Genomic DNA, 21,180 nt, shown 5'->3' with positions numbered 1-21,180 from the left:
TAACCCCTTTGGCGAGGCAAGGCGCGCCGGGGGACAGGCAGCCGGATCCGGACTAGGCTCTTTGCCAGTGATCGGGGCGCCCGGGGCGGGGCCGATCATGAAGAGAGCACGACAACAAGGAGAACACCATGTTTATCGTCACCAACCGGATGGTCAACGAGCAGGGCAAGACCCCCAGCGAGATCTTTGGCGAAAAACCCGCAGAGGGCCCCAACGAACTGCGCCTCGCCGAGGCCCGGCGTCAGGGCAAACAGTGGCAGCTGGACCTGCTGCCGGATCAGATCACCGCCGAGATGGCCGCCAGCGTCGGCCTTGACCCCGACCTCCCCCACCCGGCCAGCGCCTATGTGGCGCGCAAGCTGCTGGAGCGCTGCGCCGGGACCGGCAGCACGGCCAAGCAGAAGCTCAAGACCGGCAAACACCTGCTGCTGTTCGTACACGGCTTCAACAACGATCTTGACGATGTGCTGGAGCGAGCCGCGGGGCTCGAGGCCCGGTACGGCGTCGAGGTGCTCTGCTTCAGCTGGCCCGCCAATGGCGGCGGCGCCCGGGGCGTGCTGAGCTACAAGAGCGACAAGCGCGATGCCCTGGCCTCGGCCGGTGCCCTTGACCGGGTGCTGGAGAAGATGAAGGGGCTGCTCGACGAGTTCAACGGCCAGTATGTGACGCAGCTGGAAGAGAAGGCCCAGAAGAAGTTCGCCGACAACGGCGAGGCCTGGGATCGTTACTTCGCCAAGGAGGTAAACAAGCGCTGCCCCTTCACCATCAACCTGCTGCTGCACAGCATGGGCAACTACCTGTTCAAGCACCTGCTGGGCAGCACCACCTACCACGCCAACCAGCTGCTGTTCGACAACATCATCATGGCCGCCGCCGACACCAACAACGAGCTTCACGCCCAGTGGGTCGATCGCATCCAGTGTCGCAACCGCCTCTACATCACCATCAATGAGCGCGATGGTGCCCTGATGGCATCGCGCATGAAGATGGGGGAGCAGCAAAAGGCGAGGCTCGGCCACTACACCCGGCGGCTGGATGCCAGAACGGCCACCTACGTGGACGTGACCAATCAGCCCCATGTGGGGGACTCTCACGCCTACTTCGAAGGGGATGCCCTCGCCAACGAGAAGGTGCTGCGCTTCTTCCACACCGTCTTCAACGGCGGCACCGGCGAGAGCGCGGAGCTGTTCGATGCGGCCCAGAACCTCTATCGCCTCTAGCCACTGCGCAAAAAAACCACCGCCCCGAACAGGGCGGTGGTTTTTCATTATGCGCTCACTTGGTGGCCACAAGGCCGCCAGGGGCTAGTGTTCTGCCGCTTCCGGCTGGGGCGCTTCGCTGCGCTCCCGTTGCAGTTCATCGACCCTGGCCTGCCATCTGTCCTGGGCCTGTTTTTGCCCCTGGGACTCGAATTCCTGGCGCATGGTGTCGATTTTTTGGTCAAGTTTTTCCATCAGGATGTCTCCTTACATCTCGGGTTACACACTGGCTGACGGCACTGTTTGGCCAACCTGCTCACCCGATTGGACACCAGGTTTTCCCCAATTGTCCAACAAAATAAACGATTGATTATGCAAAAACCAATCTAGAAAATGGGTTGAAGCTCCTTATGAAACCCCATCGACCACCCTGAAAACGCCTGATAAAAACACTTCTTTTACCATTTATATCAATATCTTGATATTTATCACTCGCTCAATGACACCCTTGAGATCGGCATGACGAGGATATGCACATTTTTTTTCACAAAAACGCCCCGCTCTCCGGGCTTTGCGACCGGAAAGGCCCCCTTGTCCATCCAAAAATGCGATGGGTTATGACACAACCCATCTCTTTAATGGATAGATAATCCCCAACCCCGACCCTGCGGCTTGCCAACCCGACCACCAGCAGGTTCGCTTGTTACCCATCCGGGCATATCCCGCCCCACTCCCGCCCCGATAAAATGGGGCCGCACCGCGCCTGCTGAGCGGGTTGTTGCCGCCCTCATCCCCTCTCGTCGGAGTCATGACATGGATCTCTTCTGGTGGTTTGCCCTGCCCGTCGCCGCAGGCACCTTCTATGGGTGCTATTTCTGGAACCAGCGCCATGCCCAGCCCGACTGGCTGCGCCTGCCCACCCGCGCCGACTACCTGCACCAGCATCCCGAATGCGCCATCGACGATGAACATGGGGCGCGCTGCTGCGCCTGCGGCTCCGACAAGGTGCTGGGCCACCCCCAGACCGGCTGGCCTGATCATCGCTTTCGCCACACCTGCCTCGCCTGCGGCAAGGCGCTCTTTCGCACCGAAGAGCCCCCGATATAAGCATCCACATTCGCCCTTTTTGTATGGCGATGTATGGCGATGGCAGATACTGACACCCGCAAAGCTGCAAAGAGCACGCACTCGGGACAGGGAGACATCTCAGATGGAAAAGGATTTAACCGCACTGAAGCGCAAGTGGCTCAAGAAGCATCTGCAAGCGCTACGGGCAGCAAAAGACGAGGAAGAAGAAAAAGTAGGCATGCCAGGGTTTGTCGGCATCCTGTGCGCCCTGCTCCCCTTGCTGACAGCGGCTATCTATTTGGTCGGGATGCGATATTACCACGGCTACCTTGACCGCTTCGGTCTTGAATACACCGAGTTCTCCCAACCCGCGGATGTCACTCTTTTTCACGGATTCCTGCTGCTGCTACAGCTGCTCTTGCCTTACGTGTTCCCTCTCGTCATAACAGTTGGAGTGCTCTTTGCCACGCTCTCATGCCTGTTTTTCAAGGTGAGGTGGCGCTTGACTCTCTCATGGTGGGTGGTCCGCTTTTTTGTTCTGCTTCCCATCGTGATGAAGGGTGGGAAAATTGCCCGCACCTATCCCGCTCCATTTACATTTAGTTGTCTGATTTGGTTAAAGAATACCTATTTGAAATTTGCACTTTTCATGCTTCCTATCCTGTTGGTCATCTGGGCATCTGAATACACCAGACCCATGGGGGAGAAAGAGGCTAACAAGCAGATCACCCTCCTCGAACAAGGCAACTGGCCAGAGAGTAAGGCCCATAGCCAGTCACCTCTGCTGGGGGATGAACCCCATATCCGCATCGGCTGCAACACCTCCCACTGCGCCTATCGCCTCAAGGGGGGTGACACCCTGATCCTGCGCCTCGACCAGATAACCGAGACCCGCTACCGGCCTGACAAGGCCGCCCCGAAATAGACGGCATGGCGCAGGCGTCCTGACAGGGAGAGCGCCGACCAGGTCAGAATGGGTTGTCGTTTGTGACCCTCTTTCGTACTATTGCCCGCCACTGCGAACCCCCTTTTCCGGCCCGGGCGTCACGCACGGCGCGGGCCCACAAACGGATAGCGATCCCATGACATCTCTGACCCACTGCTCGGTGCTGGCGATGACGCTGGTTGCACTGCCCGCCCTCGCCTCCGGCGACGGTGACGGGTGCGGCTTCTGGCTCACCGACTGCCCTCTCCCCACCTATCCGCTCTATCTCAACGAGAACGACACCCGGGGCAACCTGCTGATGCTGCTGGGGGATGCCCAGCATCACCCCCTCCCCTTCACCCTGCCGGCGGATCCGCTGAACGAGCGCAGCCAGCCGCTGTTCTACCTCACCCGCCTCCCCCAGCCGGAGGAGGTGGAGGACCCGGCGCTGCGCGAGCAGCTCGGCAGCCGGCTGGCCGCCTACGACCCGTCCCTCCCACCGCTGCTCGAGCACTACGCGGGCCACGACTCCCTCTACGGCCACGCCATCTCCAACTCCCTCTCCTCGGTCAGCGCGTTTCTCGACGCCCTCGAGCAGAGCGAGGTGCCCGCCCCGGAGCGCACGTCGCTGCTGCGAAGCCGTCTGCTGATCCTGGGTCAACAGGAGAGCCCGGCCCCCGCGACCGAAATGAGCGATGCTGCCCTGGAGTGGCAGGGGTATCTGCAGGCCGCCCGGCACTTCTACGAGAGCCGCTTCGAGGAGGCCCGCGCAGGCTTTGCCGCCTTGCAGCAGGCCAAGGCCCCCTGGGTGGCCGAGAGCGCGACCTACATGGTGATGCGCACGGAGATCAACCTCGCGATGAAGGAGGCGAAGGACGAATACGGCGATCAGGACGTGACCAGGAGTGACAAGGAGGCCCTTCGCCGCGCCATGGCCCAGGGCCAGGCCTATCTGGTGGCCTACCCGCAAGGGCGCTACGCCAGCTCGACCAGAGGACTGTTCAGACGCATCCAGTGGATGTCCGGTGATCTCGGCGCCCTGCGGGATGCCTATGACGAGGCCATGGCAACCCGCCAGCCCTTGCCGGCGCTGGAGGCCCTGGTCAACGAGATCGATCTTACCCTGCTCAGTGGCGATGCCTATCGCCATCAGGCGGCCTATCAGGACTCGGCTCAACCGGCGCTGCTGTTCGTCAATGCCCTGCGGGGTCTCAGACCGACCTATGAGCGGCCGCGGGACTGGCAAGATGCCCAGCTGGACGACGCCATCGCGCACCTGCAAAAAACCGGTCACCAGGCGCAGGCGGCCTATCTCAAGGCCTACGCCCTCTTTTTGGACAAGCAGTTCGAGCAGGTGCTGGCCCTGCCCTCCCCGGGGCAGGAGGACGCCACCCTGGCATTCAGCCACCAGATGCTGCGCATCTGGGCCTGGCAGGGCATGAAGGCCTTCGACAAGGCCGAGCAGGCCCTGATGGCACTGGTGGCCTCCCCCCTGGGTCAGGCCCAGCAGGCGTTCGTGGAGAACGTGCTGGCGGATCACTGGGTGCGCACCGGCAACACGGCCACCATCTTCCAGCCGGGCAGCCCCATCACCCAGCTGCGCATCCGCGCGGCCGTGCTCAAGCAGGAGGCCGACCCCGCCCTGTTGCGCCAGCAAGCCAGTCAGGGCCCGAGCGCGGCGGAGCGGCAGATTGCGCTCCATACCCTGCTGGTGCGGGATCTCATCGCCAGCGACCCGGCCACCTTCTTGCAGGATGTGGCCCTCATCCCCGCCGATTACAAGGAGGCGACCCCTCCCGCCGACGCCCCCTGGGAGCCCGTGCCCAACGGGGATGTGCGCCTCTCGGCGTTCCAGTGGCGTGGAGAGGGGACGCCCCAGGGCTACCACTGCCGGGATCTGGCCCAGACCCTTGGCACCCTGGTGCAGCGCCCCGACGATGGTCATGCCCTCAACTGCTTCGGGGAGTACCTGCGCAGCCGGGATCCCCATATCGACCTGTGGCAGGATCGCGAGATGATCTGGGGGCTGGCGCAAGACGAGCGCCCCACGTTCCCGAGTCGCCTCGCCCTCTATCAGGCCGTGATGGCCAACCCCAAGGCGGAGCCCGAAGACAAGAGCTATGCCCTCTATCGCGCCATCCAGTGCTATGCCCCCTCCGGCTACAACAGTTGCGACAGCCAGGAGATCCCAAAACGCACACGGCAGGCCTGGTTCAACACCCTCAAGCAGCGCTATGGCAACTCGGTGTGGGCCAGATCCCTCAAATACTACTGGTGAGCCATGAGCAGACGCTCTGAACGCGCCCTGCTGGCGCTGCTGCTGACGGCCCTGGCCACCCCCCTTGAGGCCAGTGTCGATGCCAGCGCCTATGACGCCTTCTGGCTCTGGTCCGCCACCCGCCACCAGCCGGTACTGGAACAGGCCAGCACCCTCTATCTGCATCAGGGGGAGATCCTGGACAGGCCCGGCGGCCCCCGCTTCGTCAAGCTGGGGCGGGTTCCCTCCCCTCTCAAGGCCGGGCAGGTCTGGCTGGTGGTGCGTGTCAACGCCCTCCCCCTCTCCCCCGCCCACGAGCAGGTGCTGGTGCGCCTCTACGAGGGGTGGCGCGCGGCCGGGGCCAGGGTGGCGGGCATCCAGATCGACTTCGATGCGGCGACCCGCCAGCTCGATCGCTATGGCAACGCCCTGCAACAACTGCGGCGCGCCCTGCCTCCCGGGTGCAAGCTCAGCGTGACGGGGCTGCTCGACTGGGCGAAAACGGGGGACGTGGCAGAGCTCAATCGCCTGCCCGTGGACGAGCTGGTGATCCAGACCTATCAGGGCACGCGCACGGTGCCGGGCTATCAGGCCTATCTGCCCGCCATGGCGCACCTGACCATCCCGTTCAAGGTAGGGCTGGTGCAGGATGGGGAGTGGGATCCCGCCTGGCAGACAACACTGGCCGCCTCCCCCCACTACCGGGGCGAGGTGGTCTTCCTGCTCAACCGCCCGGCGCCGATCCCGGGGACCAGCCCCCCTGTTCCCCGGCATGACGCCCACTGAGACGCGGGTGAACCCTATCGGGGCGCCACAAACAGGGAGAGAAACAAGGATGACGTTTGTCGAGATGAACCCCGCTCACCTGCCGCTGGCCCTGCTGCTGGAGGCCGATCCCGCCGCGTCGCGCATCGCCGCCTACCTGCCCGGGGCCTGGGGCTTTGCCGCCCTGGCGGACAACGAGGTCGTGGGGGCCTGCGTGGCGGGCCTGGTGGGGGAGCAAACCGCCGAGATCTTCAACATCGCCGTTGCCCCCAACCGCCAGCAGCAGGGCATCGGCTCCGGCCTGCTGCGCTTCGTGCTGGAGAACCTGGCCGGGAAGGGGATAGGCCGCGTCGAACTCGGTACCGGCAGCTTCGGCCACCAGCTCACCTATTACCAGCGCCACGGCTTTCGCGTCCATGCCGTCGTGAAGGATCACTTCCTCATCCACTATCCCGAGCCCCTGATGGAGCAAGGCATCCAGCACAAGGACATGCTGCGCCTCTCCCTTGCACTGGCGCCGGACACCGCCTCCCCCTGACCCGAGAGGGAAGCCCCGCTCTCCCCCTGATGGCCGCCCCCTGTGGTACACTCCGCCATCCCCTGTTTTTGGTAGGCATGCGATGAAATCAGCCCGTCCCCGTCTCTCCCTCTCCGCCCGCCCTGACGCAGGCAGCACGGCCAGCGGGCCCACCACGGTGCGCCCATCCCAACGCCGGGAGGCCCGGCACCCAGGGAGGGTCAACGAGCGCAAACCGGCCCCCGCCCCGGTGGATCGCAAGCTGCTGCTCCTGAACAAGCCCTACATGGTGCTCTGCCAGTTCACCGACGAGGCGGGCCGCGAGACCCTCAAGGATTACATCAAAGAGCCCGGCATCTATGCCGCGGGCAGGCTGGATCGAGACAGCGAAGGGCTCTTGCTGCTCACCAACGACGGCAAGTTGCAGGCTCGCCTCACCCAGCCGGGAGAGAAGACCCCCAAGACCTACTGGGTGCAGGTGGAAGGCATCCCGAGCGAGGAGCAACTGGCCGCCCTGCGCGCCGGTGTGGAGCTCAACGACGGCATGACCCTGCCCGCCGGGGCGCGCATCATGGATGAACCGGCCGTGTGGCCACGCAACCCGCCCATACGCGAGCGCAGGGAGATCCCCACCTGCTGGCTCGAGATAACAATCGTGGAGGGGCGCAACCGCCAGGTGCGGCGCATGACCGCCCACATCGGCCACCCCACCTTGCGCCTCATCCGCTACGCCATCGGGGAGTGGACCCTCGATGGTCTGGCGCCGGGAGAGAGCCGCGCCCTGCCCGCCCCCGAGCTGGCAACCGCACCACGACCAGTCGCCACGCAAGGCAAACCACGGGCATCCGCCGCAGCCGGGGGCACTGGCCGCAGTGCCCCCCGCACCGCCCGGCCAACAGATCAGGATCCACCTCAGGGGCGGGACCGCCGCGGGGCAGACCCGCGCCAGGCCAATCGCAGCGGCGGGCGCACCACCGCCCGCCGTCCGGCTCGCACCAAGCCCTCTGAATGAAGGCGACAGCGGATCTGCATCGAGCGCCCCTGCCGGGGCACAGCCAACAAGACAAGGAGTCCTTATGAGCGATCACCCACCGCTGCCCACCCGCCTCACCGTGGCCGCTCTGGTGCACTGGCAGGGGCGTTTCTTGCTGGTGGAAGAGGAGATTGCGGGCCAGCGCCGCTTCAACCAGCCCGCCGGCCACGTGGAGCCGGGAGAAGATCTCATCCAGGCAGCCTGCCGCGAGCTGAAGGAGGAGACCGGACTCACCGCCGCGCCCACCGGCTGGCTTGGGGTCTACCTCTTCAAACCGGCGGACAGCGAGGCCACCTTTGTGCGCACCGCCGTCATCTTCGACCTTGAAAAGTCGCCCGGTCAGCACCATCCAGAGGATCCCGACGGTGACGTACTGGCCTGTCACTGGCTCAGCCTGGAGGAGATTGCCGAGTGCAAGCCCGCCCTGCGAAGCCCCCTGGTGTGGCAGTGTATCCAGGACTATCTGGCAGGCACCCGCCTGCCGCTGTCGGCCCTCAAGGCCTTTATCTAAGCGCCATTGGACGCTCTTTTTGACGCTATGGGGCCGAGACAAGAAAAACGATTTCCCGCCGCCGGGCTTCCGAGGGGAACGGCGGCAGGGAGATGTGACCGGGGGCGCAAAACTCTGGTAGAATACGCCCCGTTTAAACGAACTGGTAACTTCGACTAATGACAGACAACAGCCAAATCAAGGTGATCGTCGGCATGTCCGGCGGCGTGGATTCTTCCGTCTCGGCCTACCTGCTCCAGCAGCAGGGCTATCAGGTCGAAGGCTTGTTCATGAAGAACTGGGAAGAAGACGACACGGACGAGTACTGCTCTGCCGCCCAGGATTTGGCTGATGCCAAGGCCGTCTGCGACAAGCTGGGGATGAAACTCCACACCATCAACTTCGCCGCCGAATACTGGGACAACGTCTTCGAGCACTTCCTGGAAGAGTACAAGGCGGGTCGCACCCCGAACCCGGACATCCTGTGCAACAAGGAGATCAAGTTCAAGGCGTTCCTGGAATTCGCCGCCGAAGAGCTGGGGGCCACCTACATCGCCACCGGCCACTATGTGCGCCGTGACGACAGCACCGGCCGCCCGCGCCTGCTGCGCGGTCTGGATACCAACAAGGATCAGAGCTACTTCCTCTATACCCTGAGCGAAGCCCAGGTGGGTCAGAGCCTGTTCCCGGTCGGGGATCTGGAAAAACCCGAGGTGCGCCGCATCGCCGAGCAGCTGGATCTCATCACCGCCAAGAAGAAAGACTCCACCGGCATCTGCTTCATCGGTGAGCGCAAGTTCAAGGACTTCCTGGCCAAGTTCCTGCCCGCCCAGCCCGGTCCCATCGAAACCGTGGACGGCAAGATCATCGGCGAGCATCAGGGGCTGATGTACCACACCCTGGGCCAGCGCAAGGGGCTTGGCATCGGCGGTCGCAAAGATGCCACCGAAGAGGCCTGGTACGTGGTGGACAAAGAGGTGGAGCGCAACACGCTCGTGGTGGCGCAAGGGGAACACCCCCGCCTCTACTCCGACGGCCTGGTCGCGAGCCAGCTGCACTGGGTTGATCGCACCCCCATTCGCGCGCCGCGCCGCTGCACCGTCAAGACCCGTTACCGTCAGGAAGACATCCCCTGCCTGATCCAGCCCATCGACGATGAGACCATCCGGGTCATCTTCGACGAGAAACAGGCTGCAGTGACCCCGGGCCAGTCCGCTGTCTTCTACGACGGGGAAGTGTGTCTGGGCGGCGGCATCATCGAACAACGTTTCAGCCATCCGGTCTAAGGGCTGGGCGCTCATGAGCGTCCGCGCTGTACTCCCTTCTCCCCTCGCGGGAGAAGGGTTGGGGATGAGGGGGTAACCACCCTCACCCTGACCCTCTCCCTGAGGGAGAGAGGACAAAGAAAAACAGTACCAGGCAGCGATACATGATTGGCAACGTCCAGGCCGGATCATGGCATCGGCCGGTGAATGAACAGAACAGGGCTGTGAAGACATGGCCGACACATTCCAGGCCGGATAATGGCATCGGCCGGTGAAAGAACAGAACAGGGCTGTGAAGACATGGCCGACACATTCCAGGCCGGATAATGGCATCGGCCGGTGAAAGAACAGAACAGGGCTGTGAAGATATGAGCGACAAATTCCAAGACAGAACCATGGCCTTCGCAGGCATCTGCCAGGCCGCCTATCTGGTGCAGAAAGTGGCCCGTGACGGCTCCTGCGACGAAGCCTCCCTGCGCGAGAGCCTGCAAAGCATTCTGGTCACCAACCCCACGCAGCCGCTGGAAGTGTTCGGCAGCCACCTGGCCATTCGCGACGGCTATCGCGCCCTGGTGGAACAGCTGGGGGCCGACGGCAGCCAGAAGAATGCCGAGCTGACCCGCTACGTGGTGAGCCTGATCGCGCTGGAGCGCAAGCTCGCCAAGCGCAAGGACATCCTCAACATGCTGGGGGAGCGGATCAGCCAGATCGGCCGCCAGCAACAGCATTTCGATCTGCTCGACGAGCAGATCCTGGCCAACATGGCGAGCATCTACAGCGACCTTATCAGCCCCATCGGGCCGCGCATCCAGGTGGCGGGCACCCCGCTCTTCCTGCAGCAGCCCCTGGTGCAGCACAAGGTGCGCGCCCTGCTGCTCGCAGGCATCCGCGCCGTGGTGCTGTGGCGCCAGCTCGGCGGCAGCCGTACCCAGATCATCTTCGCCCGCAAGAAGATGGTGGAACTGGCCAAACGATTTTAACCCCCACACCAATCATCAGGAGTTCACCCCATGGAGCTGTCCGCGCTGACTGCCGTTTCCCCGATTGACGGTCGTTATGGCGACAAGGCCGATGCCCTGCGCCCTATCTTCTCCGAATTCGGTCTGCTGCGTTTTCGCGTCGAAGTCGAGGTGCGCTGGTTGCAAAAACTGGCCAGCCACGCCGGGATCCCGGAAGTCCCTGCCCTGAGCGAGGCAGCCAATGCCGTGCTTGACGGCATCGTCAGCAACTTCAACGAGCAGGATGCCGCCCGCATCAAACAGATCGAGCGCACCACCAACCATGATGTGAAAGCGGTGGAGTACTTCCTGAAAGAGAAGGTGGAAGTGAACCCGGAGCTGGCCGCCGTCAGCGAATTCATTCACTTCGCCTGCACCTCGGAAGACATCAACAACAACTCCCACGGCCTGATGCTGAAGACCGCCCGGGAAGAGGTGATCAAGCCTTATTGCGAAAAGCTCATCAGCGAGATCAAGCGCCTGGCCGTCGAGTACCGCGACATGCCACTGCTCTCCCGTACCCACGGTCAGCCGGCGACCCCGAGCACCATGGGCAAGGAGATGGCCAACGTCGCCTACCGTCTGGAGCGCCAGCTCAAGCAGATCATGGCGGTGGAGCTGCTGGGCAAGATCAACGGTGCCGTGGGCAACTACAACGCCCACATCAGCGCCTACCCGGATGTGGACTGGCACCAGTTCTCCGAGGAGTTCGTCACTTCTCTCGGCCTGACCTGGAACCCCTACACCACCCAGATCGAGCCCCACGACTACATCGCCGAGCTGTTCGACGCCCTGGCCCGCTTCAACACCATCCTGATCGACTTTGACCGTGACGTCTGGGGTTACATCTCCCTGGGCCACTTCAAGCAGCGCACCATCGCCGGCGAAATCGGCTCCTCCACCATGCCCCACAAGGTCAACCCCATCGACTTCGAGAACTCCGAAGGCAATCTGGGTCTGGCAAACGCCGTGTTCCAGCACCTGGCGAGCAAACTGCCCATCTCCCGCTGGCAGCGTGATCTCACCGACTCGACTGTGCTGCGCAACCTGGGTGTGGCGGTGGGTTACTCCCTGATTGCCTATCAGGCGACCCTCAAGGGCATCTCCAAGCTGGAAGCCAACGCGGACGCCATGGCCGCCGATCTGGATGCCAACTGGGAAGTGCTGGCGGAGCCCATCCAGACCGTGATGCGCCGCTACGGCATCGAGAAGCCCTACGAGAAGCTCAAAGAGCTGACCCGTGGTCGCCGCGTCGACGCCGAAGGGATGCGCACCTTCATCGACACCCTGGAGTTGCCGGAAGCGGTCAAGGTCGAGCTGAAGAAGCTGACCCCGGCCAACTACATCGGCGACGCCCAGCGTCTGGTTGATCTGCTGAAATAAGTGATGTAACCGAACCGGCGGGGGCTCTGTCATGACGGCAGGGCCCCCGTTGATTTTGGCCCATTTGATATGATCACCCTCTATCGGGCCATTTCAGAGCCCTTGCCCAAGCCCGCCTTGGGCAAGCCCTCTCACAAGATACGAGAAGCACCATGTACCAACTCAATCTGGATATCGCTCACTTCCTCGAGCACTACTGGCAGAAGCGCCCGCTCCTCATCAAGGGCGGTTTCACCGACTTTCAGGATCCCATCAGCCCGGACGAGCTGGCGGGTCTGGCCATGGAAGAGGTGATCGAATCGCGCCTGGTCACCCGCTTCAACAACAAGTGGGAGGCGGCCCACGGCCCCTTCGAATCCTACGATCACCTGGGGGAAGAGAACTGGACCGTGCTGGTGCAGGCGTGCAACCACTGGGTACCCGAGGTGCACGAGCTGGCGGTGCCCTTCCAGTTCATCCCGGGCTGGCGCTTTGACGATGTGATGGTGAGCTTCTCCACCCCTCACGGCGGTGTCGGCCCCCACATCGACAACTACGACGTCTTCATCACCCAGGGTCAGGGCAAGCGTCACTGGCGGGTCGGCGATGCCAAGCCCTTGAACGAGTTTGCCGCCCACGCGGCCCTGCTGCACTGCGAGCCGTTCGAGGCGATCATCGACATCATCATGGAGCCGGGCGACATCCTCTACATCCCGCCCGGATTCCCCCACGAGGGCTACGCCATCGAGCCCTCCCTGAACTTCTCGGTGGGTTTCCGCGCACCGGACGCCAAGGCCCTTGTCTCCTCCTTTGCCGATCACCTGATCGACAACGAGATCCGCACCGACCGTTACGGTGACCCGGACCTCCAGCCCCGCGCCCGCCACGGGGAGATCCAGCCCCATGAGCTGCACCGCCTGCGGGAGCTGATGCAACAGGCCCTCGACGACGAGACCCTGTTCAAGGAGTGGTTCGGCACCATGATCTCCGAGGCCAAGCACGATCTGGACGTCAATCCGGTGGAGCCGGACTACAGCGCCGACGAGGTGGCCGACCTGCTGAGTCAGGGGGAGCCCGCCATCAAGGTGCCGGGGTTGCGCAGCGTCTGGTTCAGCGGCGAGAGCCGCACCTGCTACATCGACGGCGAAGCCTGGACCCTGCCAAGCGAGGATCCGGCCGCCATCGCACTCCTGTGCGACAAGGACATCATCACCCAGGACGCGCTGGTGGAACTGGCCGATCAGGCGGGCTTCCTGCAACTGCTGACCCGGCTGGTCAACCGCGGCTACTGGTTCTTCGGCTGATCCAGAGGGCTGCCGCCCCTCCCGGCGTGCCGGGAGGGGCGGCGTTTTTTTCCGCTGTAGGCCAACCGGCTCCAGCCTTGCGTTGCTTCGCCCTGACGCCGCGGGAGGGAGTGACTACACTGGATGACGGCCAACGGCATCGGGCCGGATCGCCCCCGCAATGGGGCCCTGTTGTTTGTCATTTAACAACATGGGATCAGGCAGGATGCGGGGCCAGAAATGGGAACCAAATGGCCTCAGTTGCGGAAAATCAATTATTTTAGCCCCTAAAATGAGCTGTGAGCGAAAACGTTATCTTTCAAATTGAGGCCGTTTTCGCTCAAAACGTTGTTTCTGGATCATAAAAAGTATCCAAAAACTGGTGTATATTGCACGGCGGAAATTCCTTAACCATGAAGACTGACATGAAAAAGACCAAAATCGTCTGCACCATCGGTCCCAAGACCGAATCCAAAGAAATGCTGGGCAAGATGCTGGATGCCGGCATGAACGTCATGCGCCTGAACTTCTCCCACGGCGACTACGCCGAACACGGTGGTCGCATCAGCAACCTGCGCGCTGTCATGGCCGAAACCGGCAAGCACGCAGCCATCCTGCTGGACACCAAGGGTCCGGAAATCCGCACCATCAAGCTCGAAGGCGGCAACGACGTCTCCCTGGTCGCCGGCCAGACCTTCACCTTCACCACCGACCAGACCGTGGTGGGCAACAAAGACAAAGTCGCCGTCACCTATGCCGGCTTTGCCAGCGACCTGCGCGTCGGCAACCGCATCCTGGTTGACGACGGCCTGATTGGCCTGGACGTCATCGAAATCACCGAGCGCGAAGTGATCTGTAAAGTGCTCAACAACGGTGACCTGGGCGAGAACAAGGGCATCAACCTGCCGGGCGTCTCCATCAAGCTGCCGGCCCTGGCCGAGAAAGACAAGCGCGACCTCATCTTCGGTTGCGAGCAAGGCGTTGATTTCGTTGCCGCTTCCTTCATTCGCAAGAAAGAAGACGTGCTGGAAATCCGTGAGCACCTGAAAGCCCACGGCGGCGAGAACATCCAGATCATCTCCAAGATCGAAAACCAGGAAGGCCTGGACAACTTCGACGAGATCCTGGCTGTCTCCGACGGCATCATGGTTGCCCGTGGCGACATGGGTGTCGAGATCCCGGTAGAAGAAGTGATCTTCGCCCAGAAGATGATCATCGAGAAGTGCAACAAAGCCCGCAAAGTGGTCATCACCGCCACCCAGATGCTGGACTCCATGATCAAGAACCCGCGTCCGACCCGCGCCGAAGCCGGCGACGTGGCCAACGCCATCCTGGACGGTACCGACGCAGTCATGCTGTCCGGTGAGTCCGCCAAGGGCAAGTACCCGCTGGAAGCCGTGACCATCATGGCCACCATCTGCGAGCGTACCGATGCCGTGATGCCGTCCAACCTGTCTGCTGCCAACGACAGCAACAAGCTGCGCATCACCGAAGCGGTCTGCAAAGGCGCGGTAGAGACCTCCGAGAAGCTGGACGCCCCGCTGATCGTGGTTGCCACCGAAGGCGGCAAGTCTGCCAAGGCCATCCGCAAGTACTTCCCGAAAGCCTGGATCCTGGCCATCACCACCAACAAGAAGACCGCTGCCCAGCTGGTGCTGACCAAGGGTGTGGTTGCTCACGTGGTTGACTCCATCGCCTCCACCGACGACTTCTATCGCATCGGCAAAGAAGCCGCGCTGGAAATCGGCATGGGCGTGAAGGGTGACGTGGTTGTCATGGTCTCCGGTGCCCTGGTACCGAGCGGTACCACCAACACCGCTTCCGTTCACGTACTGTAATCAGTCCTGAACCGATGAAAGCGGCGCCTGCGGGCGCCGTTTTTTTTTATCTCTCCCCCTGCTGCCCCTCTTGCGCCGGTGCTAGAATCCACGCGGATTTTACCCTGGTGGAAAATCCCCCGAACATCGCATAATCACCCGGACGCTTTATGCTCTCAACACGCTTCAAAAGAGCCTCGGCCACCCTGCTGCCGCTGCTCTGTTTACTCATCACCTTCTGGACCCCGAGCACCCTGGCGCAGGATCTGCCCCAGCGCGCCACCGTGCAGCGGGCGCTCGACGCCCTCGGCAAATCGGACACCCCCACGGCCAGCCAGCAGGCGGACCAGAAGTTCCTGACTGATACCCTCTCCCTCCTCGACAGCATCGACAAGGAGAAGAGCAAGGCCAAAACCCAGAGCGAACGCCTGCGCACCCTGCCGACAGAGCTCAAGGAGATCGGCGCCAAGCTCGACGCCCTGACCCAGGGCAAGAGCCCGGAGCAGCTCAAGAGCGAATACGCCACCATGAGCCTGGCGGAGCTCGATGCCCGCCAACCCGAGATCATGGCCAACATGCAGGCGGCCCAGGAGGCCCTTGGCACCATCGGCAGCCAGATCACCAACCTGCAGACCCTGCCGGAGCGGGCCCAGGCCAGCATGAGCCGCGCCTATCAGCGCAGCCAGGAGATCCGCACCCGCCTCAACGCCGGGGACGGGGTGAGCAGCGCCGAGAAAATGAAGCTTAATGCCGAACTGGCCCTGCTGGATCTGCAACTGGCCAACCTGCAAAAGGAGCTGGACAACCGCACCAGCATGCAGGATCTGGTGGTCAAGCAACGGGACTACCAGAGTGCCCGTCTCGCCAGTGAAGAGCAGAAACTGCAGGCATTGCAGGAGCAGAGCAGCGCCAAGCGCCTGGGGGATACCGAGAAGACCGCCGAAGAGACCGGCGAACTGGTGGCCGCCGAAGACAACCCCCTGGTGCAAAAAGAGCAGGAGCTCAACTACCAGCTCAGCCAGCAACTCATCAGCTCCACCAACAGCCTCAACACCCTGGCCCAGAAGAACCTGCAGGCGAAGAGCATGCTGGAGCGCGGCACCCAGACCGAGCGCAACCTCAACGAACAGGTGCAGATGCTCAAGGGCAACCTGCTGCTCTCGCGCATCCTCTATCAGCTCTACCAGCAACTGGAAGCGGCCCCCTCCACCCTGGTGAAGAACCTGGAGGAGCAGATCGCCGACCTGCACCTGGCCCAGTTCGAACTGAGCCAGCAGCGTGACCAGCTGTTCCAGAAGAACCAGTATCTGGACAACCTCATCGCCAGCAGCGGCGAGACGGTGAGCGACGAAGACAGGGCCAGCCTTGCCAAGCTCATCGACACCCGCATCGGCCTGCTGGATCAGCTCAACCGCCAGATGGATGCCCAGCTCACCAACGCCATCAGCCTGCAACTGACCCAGCAGCAGCTGACCCGGGTCTATGCCTCCATCGAGTTCACCCTGCAACAGCACATCTTCTGGGTGAGCAGCAACAAGCCCATCGACGCCAAGTGGTTCATCACCTGGCCGGCCCAGGCCTTCAAGCAGGCCTCCGACTGGGTGCTGAAACCGGACTGGAGCGGTTGGAGCGACATGCTGCTGGCAGTCTCTCTGCTGGCTCTGCCCCTGCTGCTGGTGGGGGGCCTGCTGCTGTGGAAGCGCGGCACCCTGCTCGAGCGCCAGAAGAAGATCGTCAAGGATCTGGGACGTTTTCGTCAGGACAGCCAGTGGCACACCCCCCGTGCCCTGCTGTTCACCGTGCTGCAACGCCTGCCGGGTACCCTCTTCATCCTGGCCGCCGGCCTGCTGCTCGCCTATTGCGGTCTGCTGAGTCCGAAACTCATCTTCCAGATCACCCTGAACCTGGCCCTCGGCTACCTGGTGTTCAGCGTCTACCTGTCGGTGATGCGACCGGGGGGCATCGGCGAGACCCACTTCCGCATGCCGCGGGACGAGCTGCAGGCCAAGCGCAACAGCATGCGCTACCTCTGGCTGCCCCTGCTGCCCCTCATCATGCTGTCGACCAAGGCGGTGGTGGAACCCTCCTCCCTTGGCAACGACGTCATCGGCCAGGGCATGACCATGCTGCTGCTGGGGCTGACCGCCTACCTGGTGCTGCCCATCTCCCGCGCCCGCATCAAGGGCGAGGCGAGCATGTTGCAGACCCTGACCGCCGTCGCCCTGGCACTGGCGCCGGTGGCCCTGATGGTGCTGGCAGCCCTTGGCTACTACTACACGGCCCTGAAACTCACCGGCAGGCTCATCGAGTCCTTCTACCTCATCATCATCTGGGGTCTGGTCTATCGCACCGCCCTGCGTGGTCTTGAGCTGGCGGCCCGTCGTCTGGCCTATCGCCGCGCGGTCGCCAAGCGGGAACACAAGACCCAGGAGGATGCGGAAGGGGGCGAAGCCATCGAAGAGCAGCCCATGGATCTGGAAGAGGTCAGCCAGCAGTCCCTGCGTCTGACCCGCATCATGCTGCTGCTGGTGTTCGGCGTCGCCTTCTACTGGCTCTGGTCTGATCTGGTGGCGGTCTTCACCTACCTCGACAGCGTGGTGCTGTGGCACAAGAGCGAGGGGACCGGGGCCAACGCCGTGCTCTATCCCATCAGCCTGAGCGACGTGCTGACCGGCCTCTTCGTGTTTGGTGCGGCTCTGTCGCTGGCCCGCAACCTGCCGGGCCTGCTGGAGGTGCTGGTGCTCTCCAAGCTGCGCCTTGCCCAGGGCACGGCCTATGCCTTCACCACCATGCTCAACTACGCCCTGATCGGGGTGGGCAGCCTGACGGCGCTGGCCATGCTCGGGGTCCAGTGGGAGAAGCTGCAGTGGCTGGCCGCCGGTCTCTCGGTCGGTATCGGTTTCGGCATGCAGCAGATCGTCTCCAACTTCATCTCCGGCATCATCATCCTGTTCGAGCGCCCGGTGCGGATCGGCGACACCGTCACCATCGGCACCATCTCGGGCACGGTCAACAAGATCAGGATCCGCTCCACCACCCTCACCGACTTCGACCGCAAGGAGGTGATCATCCCGAACCAGCAGCTGATGATAGAGCGGCTCATCAACTGGTCCCTGTCCGACACCGTCACCCGGGTCATCGCCCGGGTCGGGGTGGCCTATGGCTCGGATCTGGATCTGACCCGCAAGCTGTTGATGCAGGCCGCCATGGAGAACAGCCGGGTGCTGAAAGACCCGGCCCCCATCGTCTACTTCCTCACCTTCGGACCCAGCACCCTGGATCACGAGCTGCGCTTCTTCGTGAGCGAGCTGGGGGATCGCAACCCGGCCATCGACGAGCTGAACCGCCGCATCGACGTGCTGTTCCGCGAGCATGGCATCGAGATCGCGTTCAACCAGATGGACGTCTACATCAAGAACATGCAGGGAGACGAACAGAAGGTGGAATCCCGCCCGGCGCTGCCGCCGGCGGGGAACCAGCCCGTCTGATCCCGCCCGCTTCACAGGCCCCGTCACGGGGCCTGTTTTTTTCTGCCCGCCCCCCGCCTTGGAAAGCGCAGATCGCCCCCAATATAGGGAAGACAACGGACTGTCTGCACGAGGAACCCAATGGACTCTCTCTACGCCGTGGTGCTCTTTGCCATCTCGGCATCGGTCACCCCCGGCCCCAACAACATCATGGTGATGAGCGCCGGCGCCAGCGTCGGGATACGCAAGAGCCTGCCCCTGCTCATGGGGATCTGCGTCGGCTTCACCCTGATGCTGTTGCTGGTGGGGCTGGGCTTTGGCCAGCTCTTTACCCGCTTCCCCGAACTCCACATGTTCATCAAGTGCGCGGGCACCCTCTATCTGCTCTATCTTGCCTGGCTCATCGCCCGCCCGACGGACGGGATGGCTGACAGCAACGGGACCCGCCCGTTCGGCTTTTTCAAGGGTGCCCTGTTCCAGTGGGTCAATGCCAAGGCCTGGGTGGTCGCCACCGGCGCCATCGCCGCCTTCACCAGCGCGGGGAGCGACCCCTTTGAGCAGCACCTCGTCATCGCCCTGACCTTCTTCATCGTCTCTTTCCCCTGTGTCGGACTCTGGCTCCTGTGCGGTTCCCTGCTCAAGCGCTGGCTGGCAAACGATCTTGCCCATCGCCGCTTCAACCAGGTGATGGCAGCCCTGCTGGTACTGTCAGTGGTGCCCGTCATTCGCGAGATCCTGATCCCCGCCTGAGACGCCGGGACTCCCCTTTCCCTTGACCCGACGGACGGCCGTCGCAAAGGAGATGCAATGCAACAAGTGGTCTATGTGGCCAACCCGGTGAGCGGGTTGATCCATGTGTTTCGCCTCGAGGCAGGCACCCTCGCCCCGCTGCAGGAAGTGCAGACCGGCGGCGAGGTGCAGCCCCTGGTCATCAGCCCGGACCGGCGCTGGCTCCATGCGGGGGTGCGCCCCGATTTTCGGGTGCTGAGCTTCCCCATCTCCGCCGATGGGCGGCTCGGGGCCCCGACCTCGGCGCCGCTGCTCGGCAGCGCCTCCCATACCTGCACCGATGGGAGCGGCCGCCTCTTCTTTGCCGCCTCCTACGCCTTCAACCACGTCACCGTCTCCCGCCAGGATCAGGCGGGCCGGATGCAGCCCCCTTACCAGCGTCTCGACCACCTGATGGCGGCCCACTCGGCCACCTGGCTTGCGGGGCAAAACGGGGAGCAGGAGCTGCTGGTGGCCTGCCTGAAGGAGGACAGGGTGCGCCGCTTTGCCCTGGTGGACGAGAAGCTGGTTCCCCATCCCTTGGGGGACATTCACACCGCCCCCGGCGCCGGGCCCCGCCATCTGGCCCTGCACCCGGACAACGGCGATCTCTATTGCCTCAACGAACTCGATGCCACCCTCAATCGCTACCACAGGGAGGCGGACGGACAGATAGTGGCGCGCGAGAGCCTGGACATGCTGCCCCCAGGCTATGAGGGGGAGCGCTGGGGCGCCGACCTGCACCTGACCCCGGATGGACGTTTTCTCTACACCAGCGAACGGGCCAGCAGCCTGCTCACCCTGTTCGGCGTCTCCCCCCAAGATGGCGCCCTAACCCCCCTCGGCCACTTCCCGACCGAGGCCTGTCCCCGGGGCTTTGCCATCGACCACAGCGGCCACTGGCTCATCGCGACCGGGCAGCAATCCCACGAGGTGGCGCTGCATGCCATCGACCCCGAAAGCGGTCTGCTCACCCCGGGCCCACGGAGCGAGGTGGGCAAGGGGGCCATGTGGGTGAGGGTGCTCGCCCTCCCCTGAGATGGCGAAAAACGGGCATAAAAAAAGCCATGGCACTGCCATGGCCTGCGTGAACCGGCCCCCTCAGGAGCCGGTCACCTCCTTCAGGAAACCGGTGAAACGCTGCCAGGACTTGGCATCGGCATCGGCGCGGTAGTTGTCCGAGCCAAAGACGCTGAACGCGTGGGGAGCGCCGCTGTAGCTGGTCGCCTCGTGCTTCATCCCGGCGCTCTCCAGCTCGGCCACCAGCGCCGCAAACTGACCCAGAGAGACCGCCTCGTCGGCGCTGCCGTGCTGGACAAGCAACTCTCCCTTCACCTCTTTGTAGTCCTGCCCGGCCGGGGTCTCCAGCCCGCCGTGTACGCTCACTACCCCCTTGAGATCCGCCCCGCTGCGGGCCAGCTCCAGCACGGCGGCGCCGCCGAAGCAGTAACCGAGGGCCACCGCATTGTCGAGCCGCCCCCCCTGCCTGCCCGCCTCCGCCAATCCTCCTTGCAGCAGGGAGCGCATCCTGGTCCGGTCCTGATAAAGGGCCCCGGTGAGGCGCTTCTTGTCTTCCACCGTGCTCGGCCTGACCCCGGCACCGAACAAATCGACGGCAAAGACACTGTAGCCCAGGGCCACCAGCATCTCGGCCCGCTTGATCTCGTAACCGTTGAGCCCGTCCCAGTCGTGCACCAGCACCACCAGGGGGGCATCCTTGTCGGCAGCCGCCAGGTAATAGCCCTCGAACGGCTTGCCTTCGACCTCGTAGCGCACCGCACCGGCCTCGGCCGCGCCGCTTCCCATCAGCCCCAGCAGAGCCAGGATCCATGCCCTCTTCATCCTTTCGTCCTCTCCCGTCAATGGTGCCCCTGAGTGTAGCCGCTTGACATAGGGAGCCCGGGTTCAGTGGTACGCAGGCAAAAAAAGAGAGGCCACCCGAAGGTGGCCTCTTTTTCATCATCTC

At 63.3% G+C, this 21,180-nt stretch carries 18 protein-coding genes; 16 read left to right on the top strand and 2 right to left on the bottom strand.

The window, feature by feature from the left end; all coding sequences use genetic code 11:
• The first annotated feature begins 128 nt into the window (after nt 1-128).
• Entirely contained in the window at nt 129-1,220 is a 1,092-nt protein-coding gene (locus tag AB5Y68_RS18320) for an alpha/beta hydrolase (protein ID WP_039039248.1), read from the top strand.
• Between the two features lie 84 nt (nt 1,221-1,304).
• Here AB5Y68_RS18320 and AB5Y68_RS18315 read toward each other — a convergent pair whose 3' ends face one another.
• On the bottom strand, nt 1,305-1,454 hold the full coding sequence (locus tag AB5Y68_RS18315; RefSeq protein WP_010673628.1) for a hypothetical protein: 150 nt from the start codon (nt 1,452-1,454) through the stop codon (nt 1,305-1,307).
• 558 nt (nt 1,455-2,012) lie between these two features.
• Between AB5Y68_RS18315 and AB5Y68_RS18310 the strand changes: the two genes are divergently transcribed.
• From AB5Y68_RS18310 to AB5Y68_RS18240, 15 genes are all read left to right on the top strand, one after another.
• A complete protein-coding gene (locus AB5Y68_RS18310) occupies nt 2,013-2,306 on the top strand; it encodes a hypothetical protein (protein ID WP_039039249.1) in 294 nt (97 codons plus the stop codon).
• 103 nt (nt 2,307-2,409) lie between these two features.
• Entirely contained in the window at nt 2,410-3,192 is a 783-nt protein-coding gene (locus AB5Y68_RS18305; protein WP_039039250.1) for a hypothetical protein, read from the top strand.
• Nucleotides 3,193-3,349: 157 nt separating this feature from the next.
• The gene (locus AB5Y68_RS18300; RefSeq protein ID WP_039039251.1) at nt 3,350-5,470 is read left to right on the top strand and encodes a hypothetical protein; all 2,121 of its coding nucleotides are present in this window, start codon (nt 3,350-3,352) and stop codon (nt 5,468-5,470) included.
• A 3-nt stretch (nt 5,471-5,473) separates the two neighbouring features.
• A complete protein-coding gene (locus tag AB5Y68_RS18295) occupies nt 5,474-6,235 on the top strand; it encodes a DUF3142 domain-containing protein (RefSeq protein WP_039039252.1) in 762 nt (253 codons plus the stop codon).
• Between the two features lie 49 nt (nt 6,236-6,284).
• Entirely contained in the window at nt 6,285-6,752 is a 468-nt protein-coding gene (locus AB5Y68_RS18290; RefSeq protein ID WP_039039253.1) for a GNAT family N-acetyltransferase, read from the top strand.
• A gap of 82 nt (nt 6,753-6,834) precedes the next feature.
• On the top strand, nt 6,835-7,743 hold the full coding sequence (locus AB5Y68_RS18285) for a pseudouridine synthase (RefSeq protein WP_039039254.1): 909 nt from the start codon (nt 6,835-6,837) through the stop codon (nt 7,741-7,743).
• 64 nt (nt 7,744-7,807) lie between these two features.
• Complete coding sequence (locus AB5Y68_RS18280) at nt 7,808-8,275, top strand: NUDIX hydrolase (protein ID WP_039039255.1); 468 nt, start codon at nt 7,808-7,810, stop codon at nt 8,273-8,275.
• Nucleotides 8,276-8,433: 158 nt separating this feature from the next.
• Nucleotides 8,434-9,540 carry a tRNA 2-thiouridine(34) synthase MnmA gene (gene mnmA, locus AB5Y68_RS18275; RefSeq protein ID WP_010673619.1) on the top strand — a complete coding sequence of 369 codons (1,107 nt, stop codon included), beginning with the start codon at nt 8,434-8,436 and terminating at the stop codon, nt 9,538-9,540.
• 347 nt (nt 9,541-9,887) lie between these two features.
• On the top strand, nt 9,888-10,499 hold the full coding sequence (gene hflD / locus AB5Y68_RS18270) for a high frequency lysogenization protein HflD (RefSeq protein WP_010673618.1): 612 nt from the start codon (nt 9,888-9,890) through the stop codon (nt 10,497-10,499).
• 30 nt (nt 10,500-10,529) lie between these two features.
• Nucleotides 10,530-11,900, top strand: a complete 1,371-nt coding sequence (gene purB, locus AB5Y68_RS18265; protein WP_010673617.1) for an adenylosuccinate lyase — start codon at nt 10,530-10,532, stop codon at nt 11,898-11,900.
• Between the two features lie 152 nt (nt 11,901-12,052).
• On the top strand, nt 12,053-13,183 hold the full coding sequence (locus AB5Y68_RS18260; protein ID WP_039039379.1) for a cupin domain-containing protein: 1,131 nt from the start codon (nt 12,053-12,055) through the stop codon (nt 13,181-13,183).
• Nucleotides 13,184-13,587: 404 nt separating this feature from the next.
• Entirely contained in the window at nt 13,588-15,000 is a 1,413-nt protein-coding gene (gene pykF, locus AB5Y68_RS18255; protein WP_010673615.1) for a pyruvate kinase PykF, read from the top strand.
• 149 nt (nt 15,001-15,149) lie between these two features.
• Entirely contained in the window at nt 15,150-18,467 is a 3,318-nt protein-coding gene (gene mscK, locus AB5Y68_RS18250) for a mechanosensitive channel MscK (protein WP_039039378.1), read from the top strand.
• 120 nt (nt 18,468-18,587) lie between these two features.
• On the top strand, nt 18,588-19,196 hold the full coding sequence (locus tag AB5Y68_RS18245) for a LysE family translocator (protein WP_039039377.1): 609 nt from the start codon (nt 18,588-18,590) through the stop codon (nt 19,194-19,196).
• Nucleotides 19,197-19,253: 57 nt separating this feature from the next.
• Complete coding sequence (locus AB5Y68_RS18240) at nt 19,254-20,252, top strand: beta-propeller fold lactonase family protein (RefSeq protein WP_039039376.1); 999 nt, start codon at nt 19,254-19,256, stop codon at nt 20,250-20,252.
• Nucleotides 20,253-20,315: 63 nt separating this feature from the next.
• Here AB5Y68_RS18240 and AB5Y68_RS18235 read toward each other — a convergent pair whose 3' ends face one another.
• Entirely contained in the window at nt 20,316-21,056 is a 741-nt protein-coding gene (locus tag AB5Y68_RS18235) for a dienelactone hydrolase family protein (protein ID WP_039039375.1), read from the bottom strand.
• Nucleotides 21,057-21,180 lie beyond the last annotated feature (124 nt).

Source organism: Aeromonas sp. R6-1 (assembly GCF_040908165.1).
Classification (GTDB): Bacteria; Pseudomonadota; Gammaproteobacteria; order Enterobacterales; family Aeromonadaceae; genus Aeromonas; species Aeromonas caviae.
The sequence above is the reverse complement of the archived record's forward strand: the minus strand, read 5'-3'. Positions and strand labels throughout refer to the sequence as shown.